The following is a 19383-nucleotide window of genomic DNA, read 5'->3' on the forward strand; positions in this document are numbered from 1 at the left end:
ATGGCAACAGCAAAACCAACATTTGAAGAACAATTAGCACAATTACAACAGATCGTTAATCACCTTGAACAGGGAAATGTGCCACTAGAAGAAGCCCTTCAACAGTTTCAAGAAGGAATCAAGCTTTCTAAAGAATTACAAACGAAGCTAACAAATGCTGAAAAAACGCTTGGTCACTTAATTGACGATAATGGCGATGAAAAAGTCTACGAAAAACAAACCGATGACCCAAGCAATAATGGCGGTGGTAACCGTGGATTTGGTAGCGCTGATGAACAATAAGCAACGGAGCAGAAAAAGATGAGTACACCATTGCCGATTTTAAAAGAACGGATTGAAAACTATCTTAGCAAGTCAATGGCCGCAGATGTTGATCAGGCAACTTTAAGGGATGCTATGAATTATTCCCTAATGGCTGGGGGTAAACGGCTGCGGCCAGCATTGACGCTTGCAACGATTGAGATGTTGGGTGGCACGCTTAATGATGATCTGCTACGTGCAGCTTCTGCGTTGGAATTACTTCATACATATTCATTAATCCACGATGATCTTCCGGCGATGGATAATGATGATCTACGCCGCGGAAAACCAACTAATCACTGTAAATTTGGAGCGGGCATGGCAACTTTAGCAGGAGATGGATTATTGACGTTGGCCTTTCAGTGGGTTGCCGATAACCACCTTCCAGCTAATGTTCGGAGCCAATTAACCCTTGAACTTGCAAAAGCCGCGGGACCTTCTGGAATGGTTGCTGGTCAGGCGCGGGATATTGAAGGCGAACACCAACATTTAACTTTAAACCAATTGAGATACTTGCACCGTCAAAAAACGGGGGAATTGATTCGCTATGCTGTTTTGGCAGGTGGGATTATGATGGATCAATCTGCTGAAATCGAACAAGAGCTAGCAGCATTTGGTGAAAATTACGGGTTAGCATTTCAGATCTATGATGATTTAATGGATGTTCTCAGTACTACTGAAGAGATGGGAAAAGCCGTTCATAAAGATGCTGATGAGCAAAAAAATACTTATCCAGGATTGCTCGGTGTAGATGGCGCAAAGGAGCAGTTACAGATAGCTTTAACGGCTGCTAGCCAAAATCAAAAGAATCTTGAAAAGCTTACTGGTAAGTCATTTGCTGGTTATGATGACTTTTTAGCATATTTTAAATAAGGAAAGGGATTATGAAAAAAGAACGTGTAGATGTATTGTTAGTCCAACAAGGGCTGTTTGACTCTCGCGAACAAGCAAAGCGGGCAGTGATGGCAGGAGAAATTCTTGGCAAAAATAATGAACGATTAGATAAACCAGGACAAAAAATTCCAATTACTACAACCCTTCACATGAAAGGTCATAAAATGCCATACGTTAGTCGGGGCGGCTTGAAGTTAGCGAAGGCATTAAAGGTTTTTGATATTTCAGTTAAGGATAAGACGGTTTTAGATATTGGTTCATCAACTGGTGGTTTTACTGATGTAATGTTACAAAATGGGGCGAAGTTAAGTTACGCTCTTGATGTTGGAACTAATCAGTTAGTTTGGCAATTGCGGGAGGATCCCCGGGTAGTTGTTATGGAGCAGACTAATTTTCGTTACAGCAAGTTAGCAGATTTTACCAGTGGTCAACCAGAATTTGCTTCGATTGATGTTTCGTTTATTTCCCTTCGCTTGATCTTGCCACCTTTGGCTCAGATACTAAAAATGGGTGGTGAAGTAGTAGCCCTAATTAAGCCGCAATTCGAAGCGGGCAAAGAGCATGTTGGCAAAAATGGGATCATTCATGATCATAAAGTTCACCGGGCCGTTTTGGAAGAAGTACTGACTTTTGCCCGTGAAGATCATTTTGACATCCTTGGATTAGACTATTCACCAATCAAAGGGGGACAAGGAAATATGGAATTTTTAGTTCACCTGCGCCTAAGTGAAAATCCGGGGATCGTTGCCGAAGAAGTAAATATCGATAAGGTTATTGCAGCCGCGGATGATGATTTGAATCATAAGGAATAAATAAAGGTGACTTAATCCATGAAAAAAGCAGAACGACAACAAAAAATTCGGGAAATCATTACTAATGAGAGCATTGAGCGGCAAGAAGATCTTGTTGCGCGCCTGCGTGAAATGGGATTGACAGTTACTCAAGCGACTATTTCGCGCGACATTAAAGAAATGCAACTGATAAAGATTCCTGCTGATAACGGGGGCTATCGTTATGGCTTGCCAGCATATCATCACCAAGGACATGAAAATCAATTAGCACAAACCCTTCAAGACAGTTTGGAACAATTAAAACGTAATGACTGTTTCTTAGCGTTAACGGTTCATCCCGGGAATGGCCCGGTAGTAGCTACCTTAATTCGCAAAATGGATTTTCCAACGGTTTTCACAACAATTGGTGATGATGGAAATGTCCTTGTAGTTTGTATGTCTCCAGAAGCAGCAATTAAATTAGAAGAAAAGCTTAATGCAATGCTCGACTAGGCGAGGTGAAAATTTTTGTTACAAGAATTGACGATTGATAATTTAGCAATTATTAAGCACTTAACCTTAACTTTTGCTGACCAAATGACTGTTCTAACAGGGGAAACTGGTGCCGGAAAGTCAATTATTATTGATGCAGTCGGGTTGTTGGCCGGTGGTCGTGGGTCGCAGGAATTTATTCGCCGTGGAGAAGAAAAATTAAGCCTTCAAGGGCAATTTGCGATTCCTGATGATCCTGAATTTGATAATCTACTTGAATCGCTAGGAATTGACCATGAAGATGGAATCTTAATTGTCTCTCGGGAAATTCATCGTAATGGTCGTAATATTATCCGGATCAATGGGCAACTGATTAACACGGCGACGCTTCGTCAAATCGGGGCGGGATTAGTTGATATTCAAGGGCAAAATGAGCACCAGCAATTAATGCAGCCTGAGACTCATTTAGGAATGCTCGACCAATTTGCGGCTAAAGAGGTTCAGCCATTGCTTCAAGACTATCAGGAAGAGTATCAAGCTTATTCTAAACTCAAAGCTGCTGTAAATAAAAAACAAGCAAATGAACAACAATGGGCACAGCGATTGGATATGCTTCGGTACCAAGTTAATGAAATTGCAGAAGCTGATCTAAAAGAAAATGAAGAAGATGAATTAATTAGTGAACGTGACCGGTTAGAACATTTTCAACAAATTAATAATGCCCTTCAACTAGCTGTGACGACCTTTAATGAAGGTGATCAGGCGCCAGTTTTAGATCAGGTTGCCACGGTGATGGATTCGATTAATGCAATTGCTGAATTTGATGATGCTTATGATAATCTTAGTAAGGCTCTTAATGATGCTTATTACGCTCTTCAAGATGTAGCAAATGAGGCCAGTCAGCAATTAGACATGCTTGAATTTGATGATGAACGGTTAGCTCAGATCGAGCAACGGCTAACTACTATCGGCGATCTTGAACATAAATATGGCGATACGTTGACAGACGTTTTGAAGTATTATGATAAGATCAAAAAAGAGCTCGATTCGATGGAAGCCGCGGCTGATTCTAGCAGTGATCTAGAGCAACGGTTAGCAGAAGCTGAAGATAGGATTCGCGAGACCGGTCGTAAATTGAGCCAGGTAAGACAAAAAGCTGCTCATGAACTCGGTAAAAAAGTTCACCAGCAGCTTAAAGAGCTTTATATGGAAAAAGCAGAATTTGAAGTTCACTTTGCCAATCAAAGTCGGGAACAGTTTACACCGACGGGAATTGACCAGGTTGAATTTTATATCCGGACTAATCCAGGAGAATCGATGGGACCATTAGCAAAGATTGCTTCTGGTGGTGAATTATCACGGGTAATGTTGGCCCTAAAGACAATCTTTGCGCAAAAGGAAGGCGTTACTAGTATCATTTTTGATGAGGTTGATACTGGGGTGAGCGGACGGGTTGCCCAAGCAATTGCTGATAAGATTCGCTTGATTGCTCAGCATTCGCAGGTCTTATGTATCACGCACCTGCCACAGGTAGCAGCGGTTGCGCAACACCATTTCCTTATTAAGAAATCTGTCCATGATGACCGGACAACTACTCGAGTTACGCCATTGAAAGAAAACGATCGGGTTGAAGAACTTGCGCGAATGCTATCGGGTGAAAAGATTACCCAATTGACAAAAGAGCATGCGCAAGAATTGCTTAATATGGCAAAATAAAAGGGAGAGAGAAGTGGGAAAGAAGTCGCTTGCGACTTCGTCTTCTCACCCCCGCAAGGATAGCTACGACGCGAAGCTATCCTCGTGGGGGGCCGGACCCGGATGTTGATTTATCAACGATCGGAATCCAGGCAGCTACTGCGCTACTGTATAAATATCTTTAAAACAATAAAGAGACTGAGTTAATTCCCAGTCTCTCTTTAAATCCAATATTATAAATTCGCAATGTATCTAATTTGATCAAAGTTAACAACGTAACTCACATTTTGATTCGTAATAAGGTATCGATTGCTATTAGCTAATTGGGCGATATTACCGGTAACGTTTACGGGATAGCCATCATTGTTGATCGGCATTAGCTGAAATGTTGCTTTAATCTTATCTTTGATAGCTCGTTTTAAAAATAATTGTCGTTGTTTAGCAGGTTGGGGAGTAAGTAACCCTGCTTGCTGATCGTCAGCAGGTGTTTCTTCAAAAATATGGCGAAGCTTCTTACTAATAATTTGTGGCGTAAATTTAAAAATAGACTTTTGTTCAATTTGCATAATCGCGCCTCCGAACATTCGTTTGATTATAGTATACGAACATACATTCAGAAATGCAAGCAAAAAGCTCAATAATTTTTTGTTATTCAGGTGCTTGATTTCAGTACTAATCTAGTGCATTATAGTATTAATACGATTAAATAAATAGGAGCGTTATAATGGCAAATCGTGGAATGTTAATTGTTCTTTCAGGTCCTTCCGGGGTTGGGAAGGGAACTGTTCGAAAAGCTATCTTTGATTCAAATGATAATGATTTTCAATATTCAATTTCGATGACAACTCGAAAACCACGTCCTGGAGAAGTTAATGGTGTTGATTATTTCTTTGTAAGCAAAGAAGAGTTTGAACACCAAATTCAAACTGGTGGGATGTTGGAATATGCTAAGTATGTTGACAACTATTACGGTACCCCATTAAAATATGTTAATGAGACCTTGGATTCAGGGAAAGATGTTTTCCTTGAGATTGAAGTTAACGGAGCAATGCAAGTACGGTCTAAGTGCCCAGATGGCGTGTTTATTTTCTTAACCCCTCCTGATTTGGATGAATTAAAACAACGATTGATTCACCGGGGAACTGATAGTATGGAAGTCATTAATAAACGAATTCATAAAGCATTTGGCGAAATTCAAATGATGCAAAACTATGATTATGCAGTAGTTAATGACGAAGTACCAAATGCAGTTGAGAAGATTAAAGACATTATTCGTACTGAACGGCTTCGTGTTACCCGTGTAATGCCACGTTATCTTGAAATGTTAGGAGATGCCGAAAAATGATCCTTTTTCCATCAGTTGATGAATTATTAAAACATATTGATTCTCGTTATTCATTAGTTATGCTTGCTAGTAAGCGTGCCAACGAATTAGATGCAGGAGCTGCCCCATTGCTTGAACATTATGATTCAAGCAAGTCAGTTGGGAAGGCCCTTGAAGAGATTTTGGCTGGAAAAGTTACGATCGATCCTGATCATACTGAAGACTTACAGGATTAAAATAAGCTGGATAAACAAAAGTAAGGGACTAGGGCAGGATTGTCACTGGCCCCTTTTTTGCTTCTAAAAATGCTATAATCAATTAAGAAAAAATAAGTTGAGGTGACATAATGACACGAATTGCAGTGTATCTTACAGGCAGTATCGCTGCGTACAAAGGGATCGAAGTAGTGCGTGGCCTGCAAAAAATGGGACATGAGGTTCGCGTAGGAATGACTGACGCCGCTACTAAGTTAGTCACTCCTGCTACTCCTTTTGCCTTGACGAAAGCACCAGTTCTTACTGACCTATGGGATGAGCATTCAACACCTATTCCTCATATTGAGCTAGCTGATTGGTCAGAACTAGCTGTGGTGGTACCAGCATCAGCAAATATCATCGCTAAAATGGCAACGGGACTGGCTGATGATGCTGTTTCTACCACCTTATTAGCAACTAGTGCCCCTAAAATTGTAGTTCCGGCAATGAATAGCCATATGTGGTTGGCTCCCGCAACTCAACGAAACATTACTCAACTTAAACAAGACGGGGTCAATATTATGCCGCCAGTTAGCGGAAGATTAGCTGAAGGATATGCTGGCCGCGGGCGTTTACCAGAACCAGCAGCAATCTGCCAATATATAGAGGACTTTTTAACAAGCAGTCAAGCTTTAAAGGGCAAGCACGTGATTGTTACTGCGGGCGGAACCCGTGAAAATATTGATCCTGTTCGTTTTATTGGTAACCGGTCCTCTGGTAAAATGGGGATTGCACTTGCCAACGCCGCGGTTCAAGCAGGAGCTAAGGTAACCTTGATTGCCGGTCAAGTTACCGTCCCGCTTCCACAAACACCAGCGATTGAAGTTGTGCGCGTAACCGCAACTGAAGATTTATATACCAGTTTAAAAGAACGATTTTCGCAAGCAGACATTTTAATCATGGCGGCCGCGGTTGCTGATTATCGACCAGTTGAAACAGTTGGTCATAAGATTAAGAAAAAAGATGGTGACCCGCATCTTACCATTACGCTCACTGAAACGATTGATATTTTAAAGAATATTGCGAAGATGAAGCAAACCGGTCAATACGTTGTTGGGTTTGCAGCGGAGACAAATGATCTCTTAGAAAATGCTAACCGTAAACTTGCTAGCAAAAATGCGGATATGATTATTGCAAACAGCGTGGCAGGGGAGACAGGGGCATTTGGCAGTGACCAGAATCAAGTGACCATCTTACAAAAAGATCAAACGCCAATTAAATTAGCCCGGCAATCTAAAGCTAAAATTGCAAACGAGATTATTGAGCTAGTTAGTGCAAAATTAAAGTCAGGTGATTAAATGCCAGAGTTGGCACAGGTAGTTGTTGATGTTCCAACAATGCAAACAAATCAACCATATACTTATCAGATTCCGCCAAAGCTTGAAAAACAAATCCAGGTCGGGGTAAGAGTGATTGTGCCTTTTGGAAAGGGAAAACGGACTATTCAAGGATTCGTTGTTGCCCTTGACCATGCATCCCAATATGAGGGAGAACTTAAACCGATTCAGGCGATAATGGATCTTCAACCGGTAATTAATCCTGAATTAATGAATCTTAGCAAATGGTTGGCTGATACTACTTATTCTTTTTGGATTTCTTGCTTATATACGATGTTGCCTAACTTATTGAAGGCTAAGACTACCAGAATTATTCGAATTGTAGATGAAGTAGACGAGCATGTTGCCTTTGACATTTTTCATGGTCGAGACGAAATAGCGATGACGGAGGTACAAGATAAACCGGCAATCTTAAGTGAATTGTTCAAACTGCAAAAGGAAGGAAAGATAACGATTGAATACCAAGTGGAGGATCGGGCCAAAGCTAAAACGGTGACTGGTATTCGCTCTTTACTTAATTTTGAACAACTGGAAGATGAGCGCGCATCCCTTCATGCCAATGCTCATGCTCAAAACCGCCTTCTTTCATATTTACAATCAATTGGCAGTCAAGTTGTTAAGCAAAAGGATGCTGAACATAAAACTGGTTTAAAAGCAGCCACTTTCAATCAGGGACAACAGAAGGGATGGCTAGAAAAAACACCAGTTGAAATATATCGACAACCCTTAGCTATGCAGGGCACTCCTGATGATGCTCATTTAGCAGCCCCCCTGCAGCTCAACGGCGATCAACAAAATGCCGTTAACCAGATTAATCAAGCAATCGACAATCATGACCCTAAAGTTTTTCTCTTACAAGGAGTTACGGGGAGTGGCAAGACAGAAGTATACTTGCAATCGATTGCTAATGCTCTTCAACAGGGAAAGACAGCATTAATGCTTGTACCTGAGATTTCATTAACTCCCCAGATTGTTAACCGTGTGCGGCGACGATTTGGTTCCAAGGTTGCTGTTTTACATAGTAGTTTATCGAACGGGGAACGGTATGATGAATGGCGACGGATTGAGCGAGGAGAAGCGCAAGTAGTTGTGGGCGCCCGTTCAGCAGTCTTTGCTCCGTTGACTAATTTAGGGCTAATCATTCTTGATGAAGAGCATGAATCTAGTTATAAACAAGATGAATCACCCCGTTATCAAGCGCGTGAAGTAGCTAAATGGCGGGGGAAATATAATCAAGCACCTGTAGTTCTCGGCTCGGCTACTCCTAGTCTGGAGAGTCGTGCGCGAGCAGTAAAAAATGTTTATCACTTGTTGCGTCTTCCGCACCGGGTAAATAAACAGGAACTGCCACCGATCGAAGTGGTTGATATGCGAGATGAAATTAAAAAGTACGGGGAGAGTAACTTTTCTCAAAAACTATTAACCGAATTAAATGACCGCCTGCAAAAGAACGAGCAAAGTATTTTAATGCTAAATCGACGGGGATTTTCATCCTTTATGATGTGTCGTGATTGTGGAAATGTTTTAAAATGTCCTAATTGTGATATTTCTTTGACGCTCCATATGGATACGCGGACAATGAAATGTCACTATTGTGGTCATGAAGAACCAATCCCCCGTGAATGCCCAAATTGCCATAGTCATCAGATTCGCTATTATGGGACCGGAACAGAGAAAGTTGAACAAGAATTGCATCAATTATTACCCCAGGCCCGGATTATTCGCATGGATGTTGATACCACCCGGCGGAAGGGAATGCATGCAAAATTATTGCGACAGTTCGGTCAACACCAAGCGGATATCTTATTAGGAACCCAGATGATTGCAAAGGGGCTTGATTTCCCTAATGTTACCTTAGTAGGGGTCTTAAATGCTGATACTGGTCTGGGCTTACCAGATTTTCGTGCTAGTGAACGGACTTTTGATTTGCTAAGTCAAGTTAGTGGTCGGGCTGGTCGGGCAAATAAGCAGGGGAAAGTTATTATCCAGACATATAACCCTGATCATTACGCTATTCAAGATGCCAAAACGCACGATTACGAAAAATTCTTTAAGCAGGAAATGATGCTGCGAAGACAAGCCAGTTATCCGCCATACTATTACACCGTTCGTTTGATGGCTAGTCATCCTGAAGAAGCCAAAGCAGCCCGGGCAATGGCAGATATCTATGGCCGCCTAAAGCAGGGATTATTATCTTCGACAGTTATTCTTGGCCCCACCCCGCGAGCGATTGCCCGAATGAAGCGTCGTTACTATTACCAAATTGTCATCAAATATAAGAAGGATCCTTACTTGCATCAGCTATTGTTTGATATTCTTCAGGATACGCAAAGTCGCGGTTTTAAGGATGTCCAAGTAAGTATCGATCCAGATCCACAGTATTTTATGTAAAAGAAAGGATGTTATTAATGTCAACATCAGTCGTTTTTATGGGAACACCGGAGTTTGCTGTTCCGATTTTACAAAGTTTAATTGATAATCCAGGATACGATGTTCAAGCAGTTCTTACCCAGCCAGACCACCATATCGGCCGGAAACGTACTCTTCATCAATCGCCAGTTAAAGAATTAGCTGAACAATATAATATCGAAGTCTTACAGCCAGCTAAACTCAGCAAAAGTCCTGAAATGGAGAAAATTATTAGTTTACAGCCTGACTTAATGATTACTGCTGCTTATGGGCAATTCCTTCCAACAAAGTTATTGGCGGCTGCTAAAATTGCGGCAATCAATGTTCACGGTTCATTACTGCCAAAATATCGTGGAGGGGCCCCAATTCAATATTCCATTATTAATGGTGATAAAGAAACCGGGGTCTCCATTATGTACATGGTTAAAAAGATGGATGCGGGAGATATTATTTCACAAAGGTCTATTCCGATTGAAGACACTGATGATAGTGGCACTATGTTTAAGAAGCTTAGTTTGCTAGGAAGAGACTTGCTGTTAGAAACGCTGCCTAAACTTATTAGCGGGGATGTTAATCCGGTCGCTCAAGATCCAGATAAAGTAGTCTTTTCACCCAATATTACTAGTGAACAAGAACAGATTGATTTCCGACTTCCAGCACGTTTAATTGATGCGAAGGTGCGGGGATTACGGCCGGCGCCTCTTGGTAACATGGTTATTGATGGATTACGTACAAAAATTTACGATGTGACCCCATTAGAAGAAAAAACAGACCTTGAACCAGGAAAAGTAGTGCGGGTCACGAAACATCAATTAGTAATTGCTGCTGGAGATGGAACGACATACCAGATTAATAAGTTAAAGCCAGCAGGGAAAAAGGCGATGGACATTACATCCTACCTTAATGGACATAAAGATATTACAGAGGGAGGCCAAGTTGTAAGTGAAGACTAAATTTCAACCGCAAAATGCGCGTGAATTAGCTTTAGTGGCGCTTGAAGGGGTTGTCGAAAATGGTGCATACTCAAACTTGCAGGTTGACCAGTTATTAAAAAAGTACCCGTTGGCAGATAAAGATCGCCGGTTGGCAACCAATATCATTTATGGTGTTTTGCAGCATAAACTTACCCTCGAATATTGGCTAAATGGGTTTGTCCAGGGAAAACGACTTGATCCTTGGGTAAAGACGCTTCTCTTGTCTGCACTTTACCAGTACCATTATTTAGAACGAGTCCCAGATTGGGCGGTAACTGACGAAAGTATTGAAATAGCTAAACGCCGAGGAAATCCAGGTATTCGAAAGTTTGTCACTGGTGTTTTACATGCCATTTTGCGGAAGGGATTACCTGACCTGCGACAAATTAATGAACGTGATTTGCGGTTAAGTATTGAAAACAGTGTGCCACGGTGGCTAGTCAATGAGCTGACTAGGGAATATGGCGAAGAAGATACTGAAAAAATACTCCAATCAATTAATGAGCCAGCTCATCAAGTAATTCGGGTTAACACCGCCAAAACTGACCTTCCAACCGTCAAGCAAGCTTTGGATGCTGCTGGAATTGAATATCAAGAAAGTCAAGTTGCCCAAAATGCCTTAGTAATTACTAAAGGTGAAATTATCAGTTCCGATCTCTTCAAAAATGGCGAAATCACTATTCAAGATGAAAGTGCCATGTTAGCCGTGGAAAGCATGCATATTGAGCCGGGGGATAAAGTCCTGGACGCTTGTGCAGCTCCTGGTGGGAAGACTGTTCAAATAGCAGAAACTCTCGCTGATGAAGATGGTCACGTTGATGCGCTTGATATTCACCAACACAAGGTTAGATTGATCGAAAAAAATGCTCGTCGACTAGGGGTTGAAAAGCGAGTTACCGCTCATGCCCTTGATGCACGGGAGGTTGATCAACTTTTTGATGATGAAAGTTTCGATAAGATTTTAGTTGACGCACCTTGTAGTGGGATCGGACTTTTACGCCGGAAGCCAGAAATTCGTTATACAAAGACGCTAAATGATAGCAAGCAATTACATAAGATTCAGTTAGCAATTTTAAATGCGGTTGCCGCAAAAGTTAAAAAAGGCGGTATAATCACATACAGCACGTGCACAATTTTACGACAAGAAAATGATGATACTGTTCAAGCGTTTCTAGCTGAACATCCGGAGTTTGAGTTAGTAAAAACAACAACTGCACGAAAAGTTAAGGATACTCGTCACTCACCAACCTTAACTATATTACCGAGTGACTTTGATTCTGATGGCTTCTTCATCAGTAGCCTTAAGAAGGGAATATAATAAATTAATGAAAGCTGCTTATCAAACAGATATCGGCCATCAACGAAAGCAAAATCAAGACCGAGTTGCTGTGTTTACTAACAAGCTAGGCAATCAATTAATGGTTATTGCTGATGGAATTGGTGGCAATCGTAGCGGAGATATCGCTGCAGAGCAAACAGTTGCGACTTTGGGGAGTCAGTTTAAAAAACGGCCCCCGCAGACTTCGATGGAAGGGATCCGCTGGTTTGCTCGTGAAACCCAATTAATCAATAATAAAATCTTAGCGCAATCCAAACGTAATCTTCGCTTGCAGGGGATGGGAACAACAATGGTCGCCGCTATTACATTTAAGGATGCGGTTGTGGTTGCTAACATTGGTGATAGTCGAGGATATATCCTTCATCAAAACCTATTAACGCAGATTACAGTAGATCATTCATTGGTTAATGAACTCGTAAAAACGGGAGATATATCAGAAGATGAAGCACTAAAGCTCCCCCAGAGCAATATAATTACACGGGCAATTGGAATCTCTCCTGATGCACAAGTTGATGTAAACCGCTTTGAATTAAACGAAGGTGATCAACTGTTAATGTGTTCTGATGGCTTGTTTAAGACTGTTTCTAAGGAGCAGATTATCAAGGTGCTTGAATTGCCGATACCGCTTGAAAAGAAATGTGCTCAACTTATAAAAATGGCAAATGATGCCGGCGGACCAGATAATATTACCGTTTTAATTGGGATTAATAGTAACCAGGAGGGATAGGAAATGAATCCTGGATATGAAATTGGTCACCGATATCGGATAATTCGGTCACTGGGTGAAGGTGGAATGGCTAATGTCTACTTGGCACATGATATGGTTCTTGATCGGGACGTTTCTGTTAAACTATTGCGTCTTGACTTACGGGACGATCCAAGTACTAAACGGCGATTTCACCGGGAGGCAATGGCCGCAACGCAGTTAAATGATCCTCATATTGTTGGAATTTATGACGTTGGTGAGGATCATGGCTTGCAATACATGGTAATGCAATATGTAAAGGGGACAGACCTTAAAGCATATATAAAAAAGCACTATCCGATTCCACTTCCACAAGTTATTGATATTATGGAACAGGTGCTTTCAGCAGTTGCGACCGCCCATGCTCATGGGATTATCCACCGGGACTTAAAACCACAAAATATCTTAATTGATGAAAATAAAAACGTTAAAATTACTGATTTTGGAATTGCGGTTGCTGTATCGCAAGACTCATTAACGCAGACTAATACCTTGATGGGGTCAGTTCACTATCTATCCCCAGAACAAGCGCGAGGAAGCATTGCTACTAAACAATCAGATATCTATTCACTAGGAATTATCTTGTTTGAACTTCTAACAGGAAAGGTTCCGTTTGAAGGAGAAACGGCTGTCTCAATTGCCTTGAAGCATTTCCGTGAAGAAATTCCTTCTGTTCGTGAACAAAATAAAAAAATTCCTCAAGCACTCGAAAACGTAATCATTAAAGCGACAGCAAAGGAACCAGCTGAGCGGTATAGTTCAGTTAATGAAATGGCGGCTGATTTGAAAACCGTCCTTGATCCCCAAAGAGCTAATGAGCCGCGGTTAAAGATCCAACAAGATGATAATGGAGAAACTAAGGTGTTAGATATTAAACACCTAAAAGCTGATGATTACCAACCAAAGAAGTCAACTGATTCACCAACCGTTGATTCATCAACTAAACCGCAAAAGTGGAAAAAATATGGGATTGTTAGTGGAACGCTTGGCATGATTGTGCTGATTGCAGTCTGTAGCTGGTGGTTCTTGATCCGTCAAGTAATCATCCCCGATGTAGAAGGAATGACAGTGCTAAAGGCAGAACAACGATTGCACCAGCAAAACTTACGGATTGGTAAGATTACTCGGGTAAATAGCCAGGCGGTTGATAAAAATCGAATTGTTTCAACCAATCCAGATGTCAGCCATAAGACCCGTGTCAGCACCCCGATTAATCTAACGGTTAGTACAGGAGTTAAGCAATTGCAAATGGCTGATTATGTCGGTGAAGACTATTCTTCAGTAGCCGCTAACCTTCGTCGCAAGGGATTCCAAGTTCATCAAGAACCAGTGTATTCGGATGATATTGATAAGGGACAGATTATCAAACAAAACCACAAAAAAGGTACGATTGTTAAGCCTGCTTCTAATACAATTATTTTTCGGGTAAGTGCAGGTAAAGAACCAATCAAGATTCCAAACTTTAAGAATCAAGATATTAGTGCTGTGCAACAGTTTGCAAATAAAAATAATTTGCAATTGACAACTCAAGAGAAAAAATCAAAAACAATCGCGACTAACCATGTGATTAATCAGACGCCGCGAGCCGGATCGACATTAAATCATGGTGATACGTTAACGGTTTCCATTGCTAATTCTGGTAATCAAACAAAGACGACGAATATTCAGATTAACATTCCATTCGATGGAAATGGTGGCCAGCGTGAAAACCGTGTACAGGTATATATCAGAGATGCCAACCATAATTTAACGATGGAGTATCAAGATATTACAATTAATCAGGAAACAACAATTAATGTGCCATTTACCCTTAAACAAGGACAAACAGGTGCATACCGTGTTGTTCGCAATGGACGAACGATTATGAGTGCAACAAATATTACTGGATAATGGAGGTGCAGTTTGAAAACAGGAATAATCCAACAGTCATTAAGTGGCTTTTATGATGTGATTGCAGATGAAAAGATCTATCGGACAAGGGCACGTGGAAATTTCCGTCAACGAAAGATTAAGCCAGTAGTTGGCGATCATGTCGAGTTCAGTGCTGAAAATCAACAGGAAGGGTATTTATTAAAAATCTTGCCCCGCCGCAATCAGTTGGTTCGGCCACCTGTTGCTAATGTTGATATGGCAGTTGTCGTAACCTCAGCTAAAGAACCAGCATTTTCCGCTAACCTTTTAGACCGGCAATTGATTGCTTTAGAAGCACAAGATGTTACCCCTTTAATTTATTTTTCAAAGACTGACTTACTGACAGATGATGAATACCAACAACTTTTGCCAACGATCGAGGGCTATCGTAAAATCGGCTACCAAGTTTATGCGGCCCGTGAGCCTTTCGATTCCGATCAATTAGCAAGTTTGATGGAAGAATTAAAGGGAAATATTGTAACGATGATGGGGCAAACAGGAGCAGGGAAGTCAACTTTGCTTAACCATTTGGCTCCCCAATTAAAATTAGCGACTGGCGAAATTTCCCAAGCACTTCAACGGGGACGGCATACAACACGAAAAGTAAGCTTACTAGATGTTAACGGGGCTCTGATAGCCGATACCCCTGGTTTTTCGTCGTATGAGACATTTGATATGACGGTGAATGATTTGCCACATTTATTTCCTGAAATGGCTAAAATTTCAGGAAATTGTAAGTTTCGGGGATGCCTTCACATAAAAGAACCACAATGTGCTGTGAAGGAAGCGGTAAACAATGGTATAATCATGAAGAGTCGGTATGATGATTATCTTCAGTTCCATGAATTGATTGCTAATCAAAAACCAAATTATAAGAAATGAGGGAATCAGGATGATTAAAGTTGCACCATCAATTTTAAGTGCAGATTATGTAAATTTACAAAAGGACATTGAAAAGGTAGAAAAGGCCGGTGCACCATACTTACACATTGATGTTATGGATGGCACCTTTGTTCCAAGTATTTCTTATGGACCAGGCTTTGTTAAGGCCATTCGTCCAATTACAAACATGGTATTGGATGTGCACTTGATGGTTGAAAGTCCAGAACATATTTTGCCAATGTTCATTGATGCTGGCGCTGATATTATTGGTGTTCAAGTAGAAGCTACTCAACACATTCACCGTGCTCTTCAAATTATCAAAAACGGTGGAGTAAAAGCCGAAGTTGTTATTAACCCGGGTACACCAGTTACGATGATTGAACCGGTATTACACATGGTTGATCAAGTCTTAGTAATGACGGTTAACCCTGGTTTTGGTGGTCAAAAGTTCTTGCCAGAAACAGTTGACAAGATTGCCCAATTAAACGCAATTAAGGAAGAAAAGGGCTACAATTTCGATATTGAAGTAGACGGTGGAGTTAACGACAAGACAGTTGTCGATTGCTACAAAGCTGGTGCTACGGTAGCAGTTGCTGGTTCATATGTCTTTAACGCTGAAGATCCTTCTGAACGAATCAAGGCGCTTGAAGATGCTACTAAGTAATTAGTCACATTAAGAAAAATAAAATGGATCTTCTAGTTCGGGTTTATCTGAATATTGAAGATCTATTTTTTTAGGAGTGAAAAATGAGAGTAAATGTACTAGTTGGCGGTCCGCTTGAAATGGTCCCAATCGAGTCGATTTTGCAACGTAAAGATGAAAAATGGATTGGGGTTGACCGGGGTGCTTTAAGATTATTAAGATGGGGAATTAAACCGGTTTTAGCAATTGGTGACTTTGATTCCGTTACCGGGGATGAATTGCAAGGTTTGGAAGGTAAAATTACTCGTATAGAAACTTATCCTCCTGAAAAAGATTATACCGATACGCAATTGGGCGTGAAATTTGCAATCCAAGAACAGGCTGATGAAATTGAGATTTTTGGTGCAACGGGAGGACGCTTAGACCATTTATTAGCTAATCTCTTTCTTCCGCTGCAGAGTGAATTTAAACCATATTTAACGCGGATTAAGATTATTGATTGTCAAAATGTTGTTACTTATTACTTGCCAGGAAATTACACTATTTCTCGTCTACCACATAAAAAGTACCTGGCTTTTGTAAATCTTACTCCTGTTCGGGGCCTTACATTGAAAGACGAAAAATATCCACTACAAAACTGGAGCAGTCAAATCCCGTTTTCGTGGACAAGCAATGAATTTACTGCTAAAGAAAATCATTTTTCATTTGAAAGTGGAATTGTTTCTGTAATTCAGTGTAGTGACCAATTAAAATAAGCTTTTGGAAGAAAAATACCCTGTCAAGGAAAATTACTTGAAAGAAAACTATTGCATTGTTGCGATGCCTATGGTAGATTAATTAGGTGAGTTACATCGCAGTTTTGCGTAAACGAAAAAATTATGAAGCAAAGAGGAGGGTATCACCAATGGCTAAAGATTTTATCAACGGTAAACGGACGCAATTTGGTAACAAGCGTTCTCACGCCCTTAACTCAAGTCGGCGTAGCTGGAAGCCTAACTTGCAAAAGGTAACCATTTTAGTTAATGGTAAGCCTAAGAAGGTATACGTTTCAGCACGTACACTGAAGTCAGGTAAAGTGACTCGGGTTTAATTAAAATGATGCCGTCCAGTTTGGGCGGCTTATTTTTTACGCTAATTGATTAACCCCATTGATCGATTATAAAAATATCCATCAGTTACTTTTTTAGTGAAATATGCTATGGTATGATGGTATTGATTTAATTGTGAATTTTAGTATCATTGGATTCTAAAATCAATTGGTAATTTTATAAGGAGGCCATGACGATGGCAGTAAAAATCAAAACTAAGTCAGGTACAATTGACATTGATAATGATGTGATTTCATCAGTTGTTGGTGGGGCTGCTACTGATAACTACGGTGTTGTTGGAATGGCAAGCCGAAACCCCCTCCGTGATGGGGTTAACCAAATTCTTCGTCGTGAAAATTTTGCGCGCGGCGTTGTTGTTCGGCAGCAAGATAATGGTGTAGCTGTTGACGTAAATATTATTGTAGGCTATGGCACAAAGATCTCAGAAGTATCAAAAAGTGTCCAAGCAAAGGTAAAGTATAATCTTGAAACAATGCTCGGTATTACGGCAAATTCAGTTAATGTATGTGTCCAAGGTGTACGGACACTAGAAGATTAAGCGAGCATTGGGGAGGAATTTCGAATTGGCTGTAACAAAAATTACAAACCTTGAATTCGGTAAAATGGTCCAGGCGGCCGCCGATAAACTTGGTAAGAACGCTGAATTTATTAATTCATTAAATGTTTTTCCAGTTCCAGATGGAGACACCGGGACAAACATGACTTCTTCAATGGCAAGCGGTGCCAAGTACGAACGCAACGAAACCAGTAAGAAGGTTGGCGACCTGAGTGCAGCGTTAGCAAAGGGCCTTTTGATGGGAGCACGCGGAAATTCTGGGGTTATTTTATCGCAGATTTTCCGTGGCTTTGCAAAGGCAACAGAAGGCATGGATGTTTTATCTACTGCTGACTTTGTTAATGCTTATGCTAATGGTGCAAAGACAGCTTATAAGGCTGTGATGAAGCCAACAGAAGGTACCATTTTAACCGTTGTTCGTGAATCAGCTCAAGCAGGCCTCAATAAGATTAAAGAGACTGATGATCTTGTTGAGATTATGCATACTATTTATGAAGCAGGTGAAGAAGCGCTTAAAAAGACGCCGGATTTATTGCCAGTCCTGAAAGAAGTTGGCGTGGTAGATTCTGGTGGGCAAGGACTCGTCTTTGTACTTCAAGCCTTTGACGAAGCCTTGAGTGGCCGCGTAGATAAAAGTGATGACTATAAACCTGACAATGCTGAAATTGATGAGATGGTTCACGCCATGGATCACCAAAGCGTTCAAGGAAAGCTTAATCCTGAAGATATCAAGTATACTTACTGTACTCAAATGTTGGTACGACTTGGTAAGGGTAAACAAGTGACTCAAAAGTTTGACTATGATACTTTCTATAACTACTTAGCTGACTTAGGCGATAGTTTACTTGTTCTAAACGATGATCAAGTTGTGCGGGTCCATGTTCATACCGAGCATCCCGGTAAAGTTTTATCTTGGGGTCAACAATTCGGTGATTTACAGACAATTGAAATTCATAACATGGTTTGGCAACAAGAAGAAATCATGGAAAAAGATGAAGAAGACGCTGACAGTGAGTCGCCAATTGAGAAGGCAAAAGCAGTTGCAGAAGCTAAAAAGGACCTCCAGACAGCTGTTATTGCCGTCGCATCAGGAGAAGGAATAGCGAAATTATTAAAGAGCTTGGGTGTTACCCATATCATTACAGGTGGTCAAACAATGAACCCAAGCACTCAAGATATTCTCGATGCCATTAATAATAGTGGTGCCAAGCAAGCTATTGTTCTGCCAAATAACGGCAACATCTTTATGACTGCTGATCAAGCTGCTGAAGTCGCTGATATTCCAACAAAAATTGTCCACAGTAAGACGATTGCCCAAGCGATGAGTGCGTTGCTTGAGTACAACCCAGAAGCATCTTTAGACGAAAATCAAGCGAATATGGAAGCCAATACAAATACGGTTGCCAGTGGAGCGGTTACTAATGCTGTTCGTGATACAACAATTGATGGCCGTGAAATCAAGAAAGATGACTACATGGGAATTGTTGATGGTAAAATCGTCACTACTGATCTGGATCTGAAAGAAGCCGCTATTAAGATGGTTAAAGCCATGCTTGACGAGGATAGTGAAATTGTAACGATTTTATATGGAGCTGGTGGTGATCAAAAAACTGCTGAAGAGATTAAAGCAGCAGTTGAAGAAGTAGATGATGAATTAGATATTCAGATTTACGATGGTGGTCAGCCAGTTTATCCATACCTGATTTCGGTTGAATAGCGGCACATTAAATTAATTCCTATAGGGGTGGG

The 19383-nt window shown here is 40.9% G+C and carries 20 protein-coding genes; 19 read left to right on the forward strand and 1 reads right to left on the reverse strand.

Annotation, left to right across the window (positions count from 1 at the left end; all coding sequences use genetic code 11):
* The 5 genes from LMB56_RS10115 to recN are packed head-to-tail and all read left to right on the forward strand — an operon-like array spanning position 1 to position 4172.
* Entirely contained in the window at positions 1–282 is a 282-nt protein-coding gene (locus tag LMB56_RS10115; RefSeq protein ID WP_003663862.1) for an exodeoxyribonuclease VII small subunit, read from the forward strand.
* Positions 283–300: 18 nt separating this feature from the next.
* A complete protein-coding gene (locus LMB56_RS10120) occupies positions 301–1173 on the forward strand; it encodes a polyprenyl synthetase family protein (RefSeq protein WP_229283975.1) in 873 nt (290 codons plus the stop codon).
* An 11-nt stretch (positions 1174–1184) separates the two neighbouring features.
* Positions 1185–2006, forward strand: a complete 822-nt coding sequence (locus LMB56_RS10125; RefSeq protein WP_019254000.1) for a TlyA family RNA methyltransferase — start codon at positions 1185–1187, stop codon at positions 2004–2006.
* Positions 2007–2024: 18 nt separating this feature from the next.
* A complete protein-coding gene (locus LMB56_RS10130) occupies positions 2025–2477 on the forward strand; it encodes an arginine repressor (RefSeq protein WP_099979660.1) in 453 nt (150 codons plus the stop codon).
* A gap of 15 nt (positions 2478–2492) precedes the next feature.
* Complete coding sequence (gene recN / locus LMB56_RS10135) at positions 2493–4172, forward strand: DNA repair protein RecN (protein WP_229273270.1); 1680 nt, start codon at positions 2493–2495, stop codon at positions 4170–4172.
* A gap of 212 nt (positions 4173–4384) precedes the next feature.
* Here the strand turns inward: recN and LMB56_RS10140 are convergent, their stop codons facing one another.
* Positions 4385–4735: a hypothetical protein gene (locus LMB56_RS10140; RefSeq protein WP_003668397.1), complete on the reverse strand. Its 351-nt coding sequence runs from the start codon at positions 4733–4735 to the stop codon at positions 4385–4387.
* A gap of 140 nt (positions 4736–4875) precedes the next feature.
* On the opposite strand from LMB56_RS10140, the gene gmk reads away from it, so the two are divergent.
* From gmk to LMB56_RS10210, 14 genes are all read left to right on the forward strand, one after another.
* Positions 4876–5496 carry a guanylate kinase gene (gene gmk / locus LMB56_RS10145; RefSeq protein ID WP_003663856.1) on the forward strand — a complete coding sequence of 207 codons (621 nt, stop codon included), beginning with the start codon at positions 4876–4878 and terminating at the stop codon, positions 5494–5496.
* Positions 5493–5711 carry a DNA-directed RNA polymerase subunit omega gene (gene rpoZ, locus LMB56_RS10150; RefSeq protein ID WP_003663855.1) on the forward strand — a complete coding sequence of 73 codons (219 nt, stop codon included), beginning with the start codon at positions 5493–5495 and terminating at the stop codon, positions 5709–5711. The genes gmk and rpoZ overlap by 4 nt, the downstream gene beginning before the upstream one ends.
* Before the next feature lie 110 nt (positions 5712–5821).
* Entirely contained in the window at positions 5822–7027 is a 1206-nt protein-coding gene (coaBC, locus tag LMB56_RS10155; protein ID WP_229283976.1) for a bifunctional phosphopantothenoylcysteine decarboxylase/phosphopantothenate--cysteine ligase CoaBC, read from the forward strand.
* Entirely contained in the window at positions 7028–9457 is a 2430-nt protein-coding gene (gene priA / locus LMB56_RS10160; protein ID WP_229283977.1) for a primosomal protein N', read from the forward strand.
* A 17-nt stretch (positions 9458–9474) separates the two neighbouring features.
* Complete coding sequence (gene fmt / locus LMB56_RS10165) at positions 9475–10428, forward strand: methionyl-tRNA formyltransferase (protein ID WP_229283978.1); 954 nt, start codon at positions 9475–9477, stop codon at positions 10426–10428.
* Positions 10418–11767, forward strand: a complete 1350-nt coding sequence (rsmB, locus tag LMB56_RS10170; RefSeq protein WP_229283979.1) for a 16S rRNA (cytosine(967)-C(5))-methyltransferase RsmB — start codon at positions 10418–10420, stop codon at positions 11765–11767. The genes fmt and rsmB overlap by 11 nt, the downstream gene beginning before the upstream one ends.
* Positions 11768–11774: 7 nt before the next feature.
* On the forward strand, positions 11775–12515 hold the full coding sequence (locus LMB56_RS10175) for a Stp1/IreP family PP2C-type Ser/Thr phosphatase (protein ID WP_229283980.1): 741 nt from the start codon (positions 11775–11777) through the stop codon (positions 12513–12515).
* A 3-nt stretch (positions 12516–12518) separates the two neighbouring features.
* On the forward strand, positions 12519–14423 hold the full coding sequence (gene pknB, locus LMB56_RS10180) for a Stk1 family PASTA domain-containing Ser/Thr kinase (RefSeq protein WP_229283981.1): 1905 nt from the start codon (positions 12519–12521) through the stop codon (positions 14421–14423).
* Positions 14424–14435: 12 nt separating this feature from the next.
* On the forward strand, positions 14436–15326 hold the full coding sequence (gene rsgA / locus LMB56_RS10185; RefSeq protein ID WP_229283982.1) for a ribosome small subunit-dependent GTPase A: 891 nt from the start codon (positions 14436–14438) through the stop codon (positions 15324–15326).
* A 10-nt stretch (positions 15327–15336) separates the two neighbouring features.
* Complete coding sequence (gene rpe / locus LMB56_RS10190; RefSeq protein WP_229279889.1) at positions 15337–15990, forward strand: ribulose-phosphate 3-epimerase; 654 nt, start codon at positions 15337–15339, stop codon at positions 15988–15990.
* An 83-nt stretch (positions 15991–16073) separates the two neighbouring features.
* Positions 16074–16724 carry a thiamine diphosphokinase gene (locus tag LMB56_RS10195; protein WP_229283983.1) on the forward strand — a complete coding sequence of 217 codons (651 nt, stop codon included), beginning with the start codon at positions 16074–16076 and terminating at the stop codon, positions 16722–16724.
* A gap of 149 nt (positions 16725–16873) precedes the next feature.
* Complete coding sequence (rpmB, locus tag LMB56_RS10200; RefSeq protein WP_003663833.1) at positions 16874–17059, forward strand: 50S ribosomal protein L28; 186 nt, start codon at positions 16874–16876, stop codon at positions 17057–17059.
* A gap of 194 nt (positions 17060–17253) precedes the next feature.
* Positions 17254–17616 (forward strand): Asp23/Gls24 family envelope stress response protein, encoded by a 363-nt coding sequence (locus LMB56_RS10205; protein ID WP_003663831.1) that lies wholly within the window; start codon positions 17254–17256, stop codon positions 17614–17616.
* Positions 17617–17641: 25 nt separating this feature from the next.
* A complete protein-coding gene (locus LMB56_RS10210; protein WP_153703410.1) occupies positions 17642–19351 on the forward strand; it encodes a DAK2 domain-containing protein in 1710 nt (569 codons plus the stop codon).
* Positions 19352–19383 lie beyond the last annotated feature (32 nt).

The organism is Limosilactobacillus reuteri (genome assembly GCF_020785355.1).
GTDB lineage: Bacteria > Bacillota > Bacilli > Lactobacillales > Lactobacillaceae > Limosilactobacillus > Limosilactobacillus reuteri_I.

Coding starts and splice junctions, on each gene's coding strand:
- LMB56_RS10115 (WP_003663862.1), top strand. CDS start 1: ATGGCAACAGCAAAACCAACATTTGAAGAACAATTAGCACAATTACAA.
- LMB56_RS10120 (WP_229283975.1), top strand. CDS start 301: ATGAGTACACCATTGCCGATTTTAAAAGAACGGATTGAAAACTATCTT.
- LMB56_RS10125 (WP_019254000.1), top strand. CDS start 1,185: ATGAAAAAAGAACGTGTAGATGTATTGTTAGTCCAACAAGGGCTGTTT.
- LMB56_RS10130 (WP_099979660.1), top strand. CDS start 2,025: ATGAAAAAAGCAGAACGACAACAAAAAATTCGGGAAATCATTACTAAT.
- LMB56_RS10140 (WP_003668397.1), bottom strand. CDS start 4,735: ATGTTCGGAGGCGCGATTATGCAAATTGAACAAAAGTCTATTTTTAAA.
- gmk (WP_003663856.1), top strand. CDS start 4,876: ATGGCAAATCGTGGAATGTTAATTGTTCTTTCAGGTCCTTCCGGGGTT.
- rpoZ (WP_003663855.1), top strand. CDS start 5,493: ATGATCCTTTTTCCATCAGTTGATGAATTATTAAAACATATTGATTCT.
- coaBC (WP_229283976.1), top strand. CDS start 5,822: ATGACACGAATTGCAGTGTATCTTACAGGCAGTATCGCTGCGTACAAA.
- priA (WP_229283977.1), top strand. CDS start 7,028: ATGCCAGAGTTGGCACAGGTAGTTGTTGATGTTCCAACAATGCAAACA.
- fmt (WP_229283978.1), top strand. CDS start 9,475: ATGTCAACATCAGTCGTTTTTATGGGAACACCGGAGTTTGCTGTTCCG.
- LMB56_RS10175 (WP_229283980.1), top strand. CDS start 11,775: ATGAAAGCTGCTTATCAAACAGATATCGGCCATCAACGAAAGCAAAAT.
- pknB (WP_229283981.1), top strand. CDS start 12,519: ATGAATCCTGGATATGAAATTGGTCACCGATATCGGATAATTCGGTCA.
- rpe (WP_229279889.1), top strand. CDS start 15,337: ATGATTAAAGTTGCACCATCAATTTTAAGTGCAGATTATGTAAATTTA.
- LMB56_RS10195 (WP_229283983.1), top strand. CDS start 16,074: ATGAGAGTAAATGTACTAGTTGGCGGTCCGCTTGAAATGGTCCCAATC.
- rpmB (WP_003663833.1), top strand. CDS start 16,874: ATGGCTAAAGATTTTATCAACGGTAAACGGACGCAATTTGGTAACAAG.
- LMB56_RS10205 (WP_003663831.1), top strand. CDS start 17,254: ATGGCAGTAAAAATCAAAACTAAGTCAGGTACAATTGACATTGATAAT.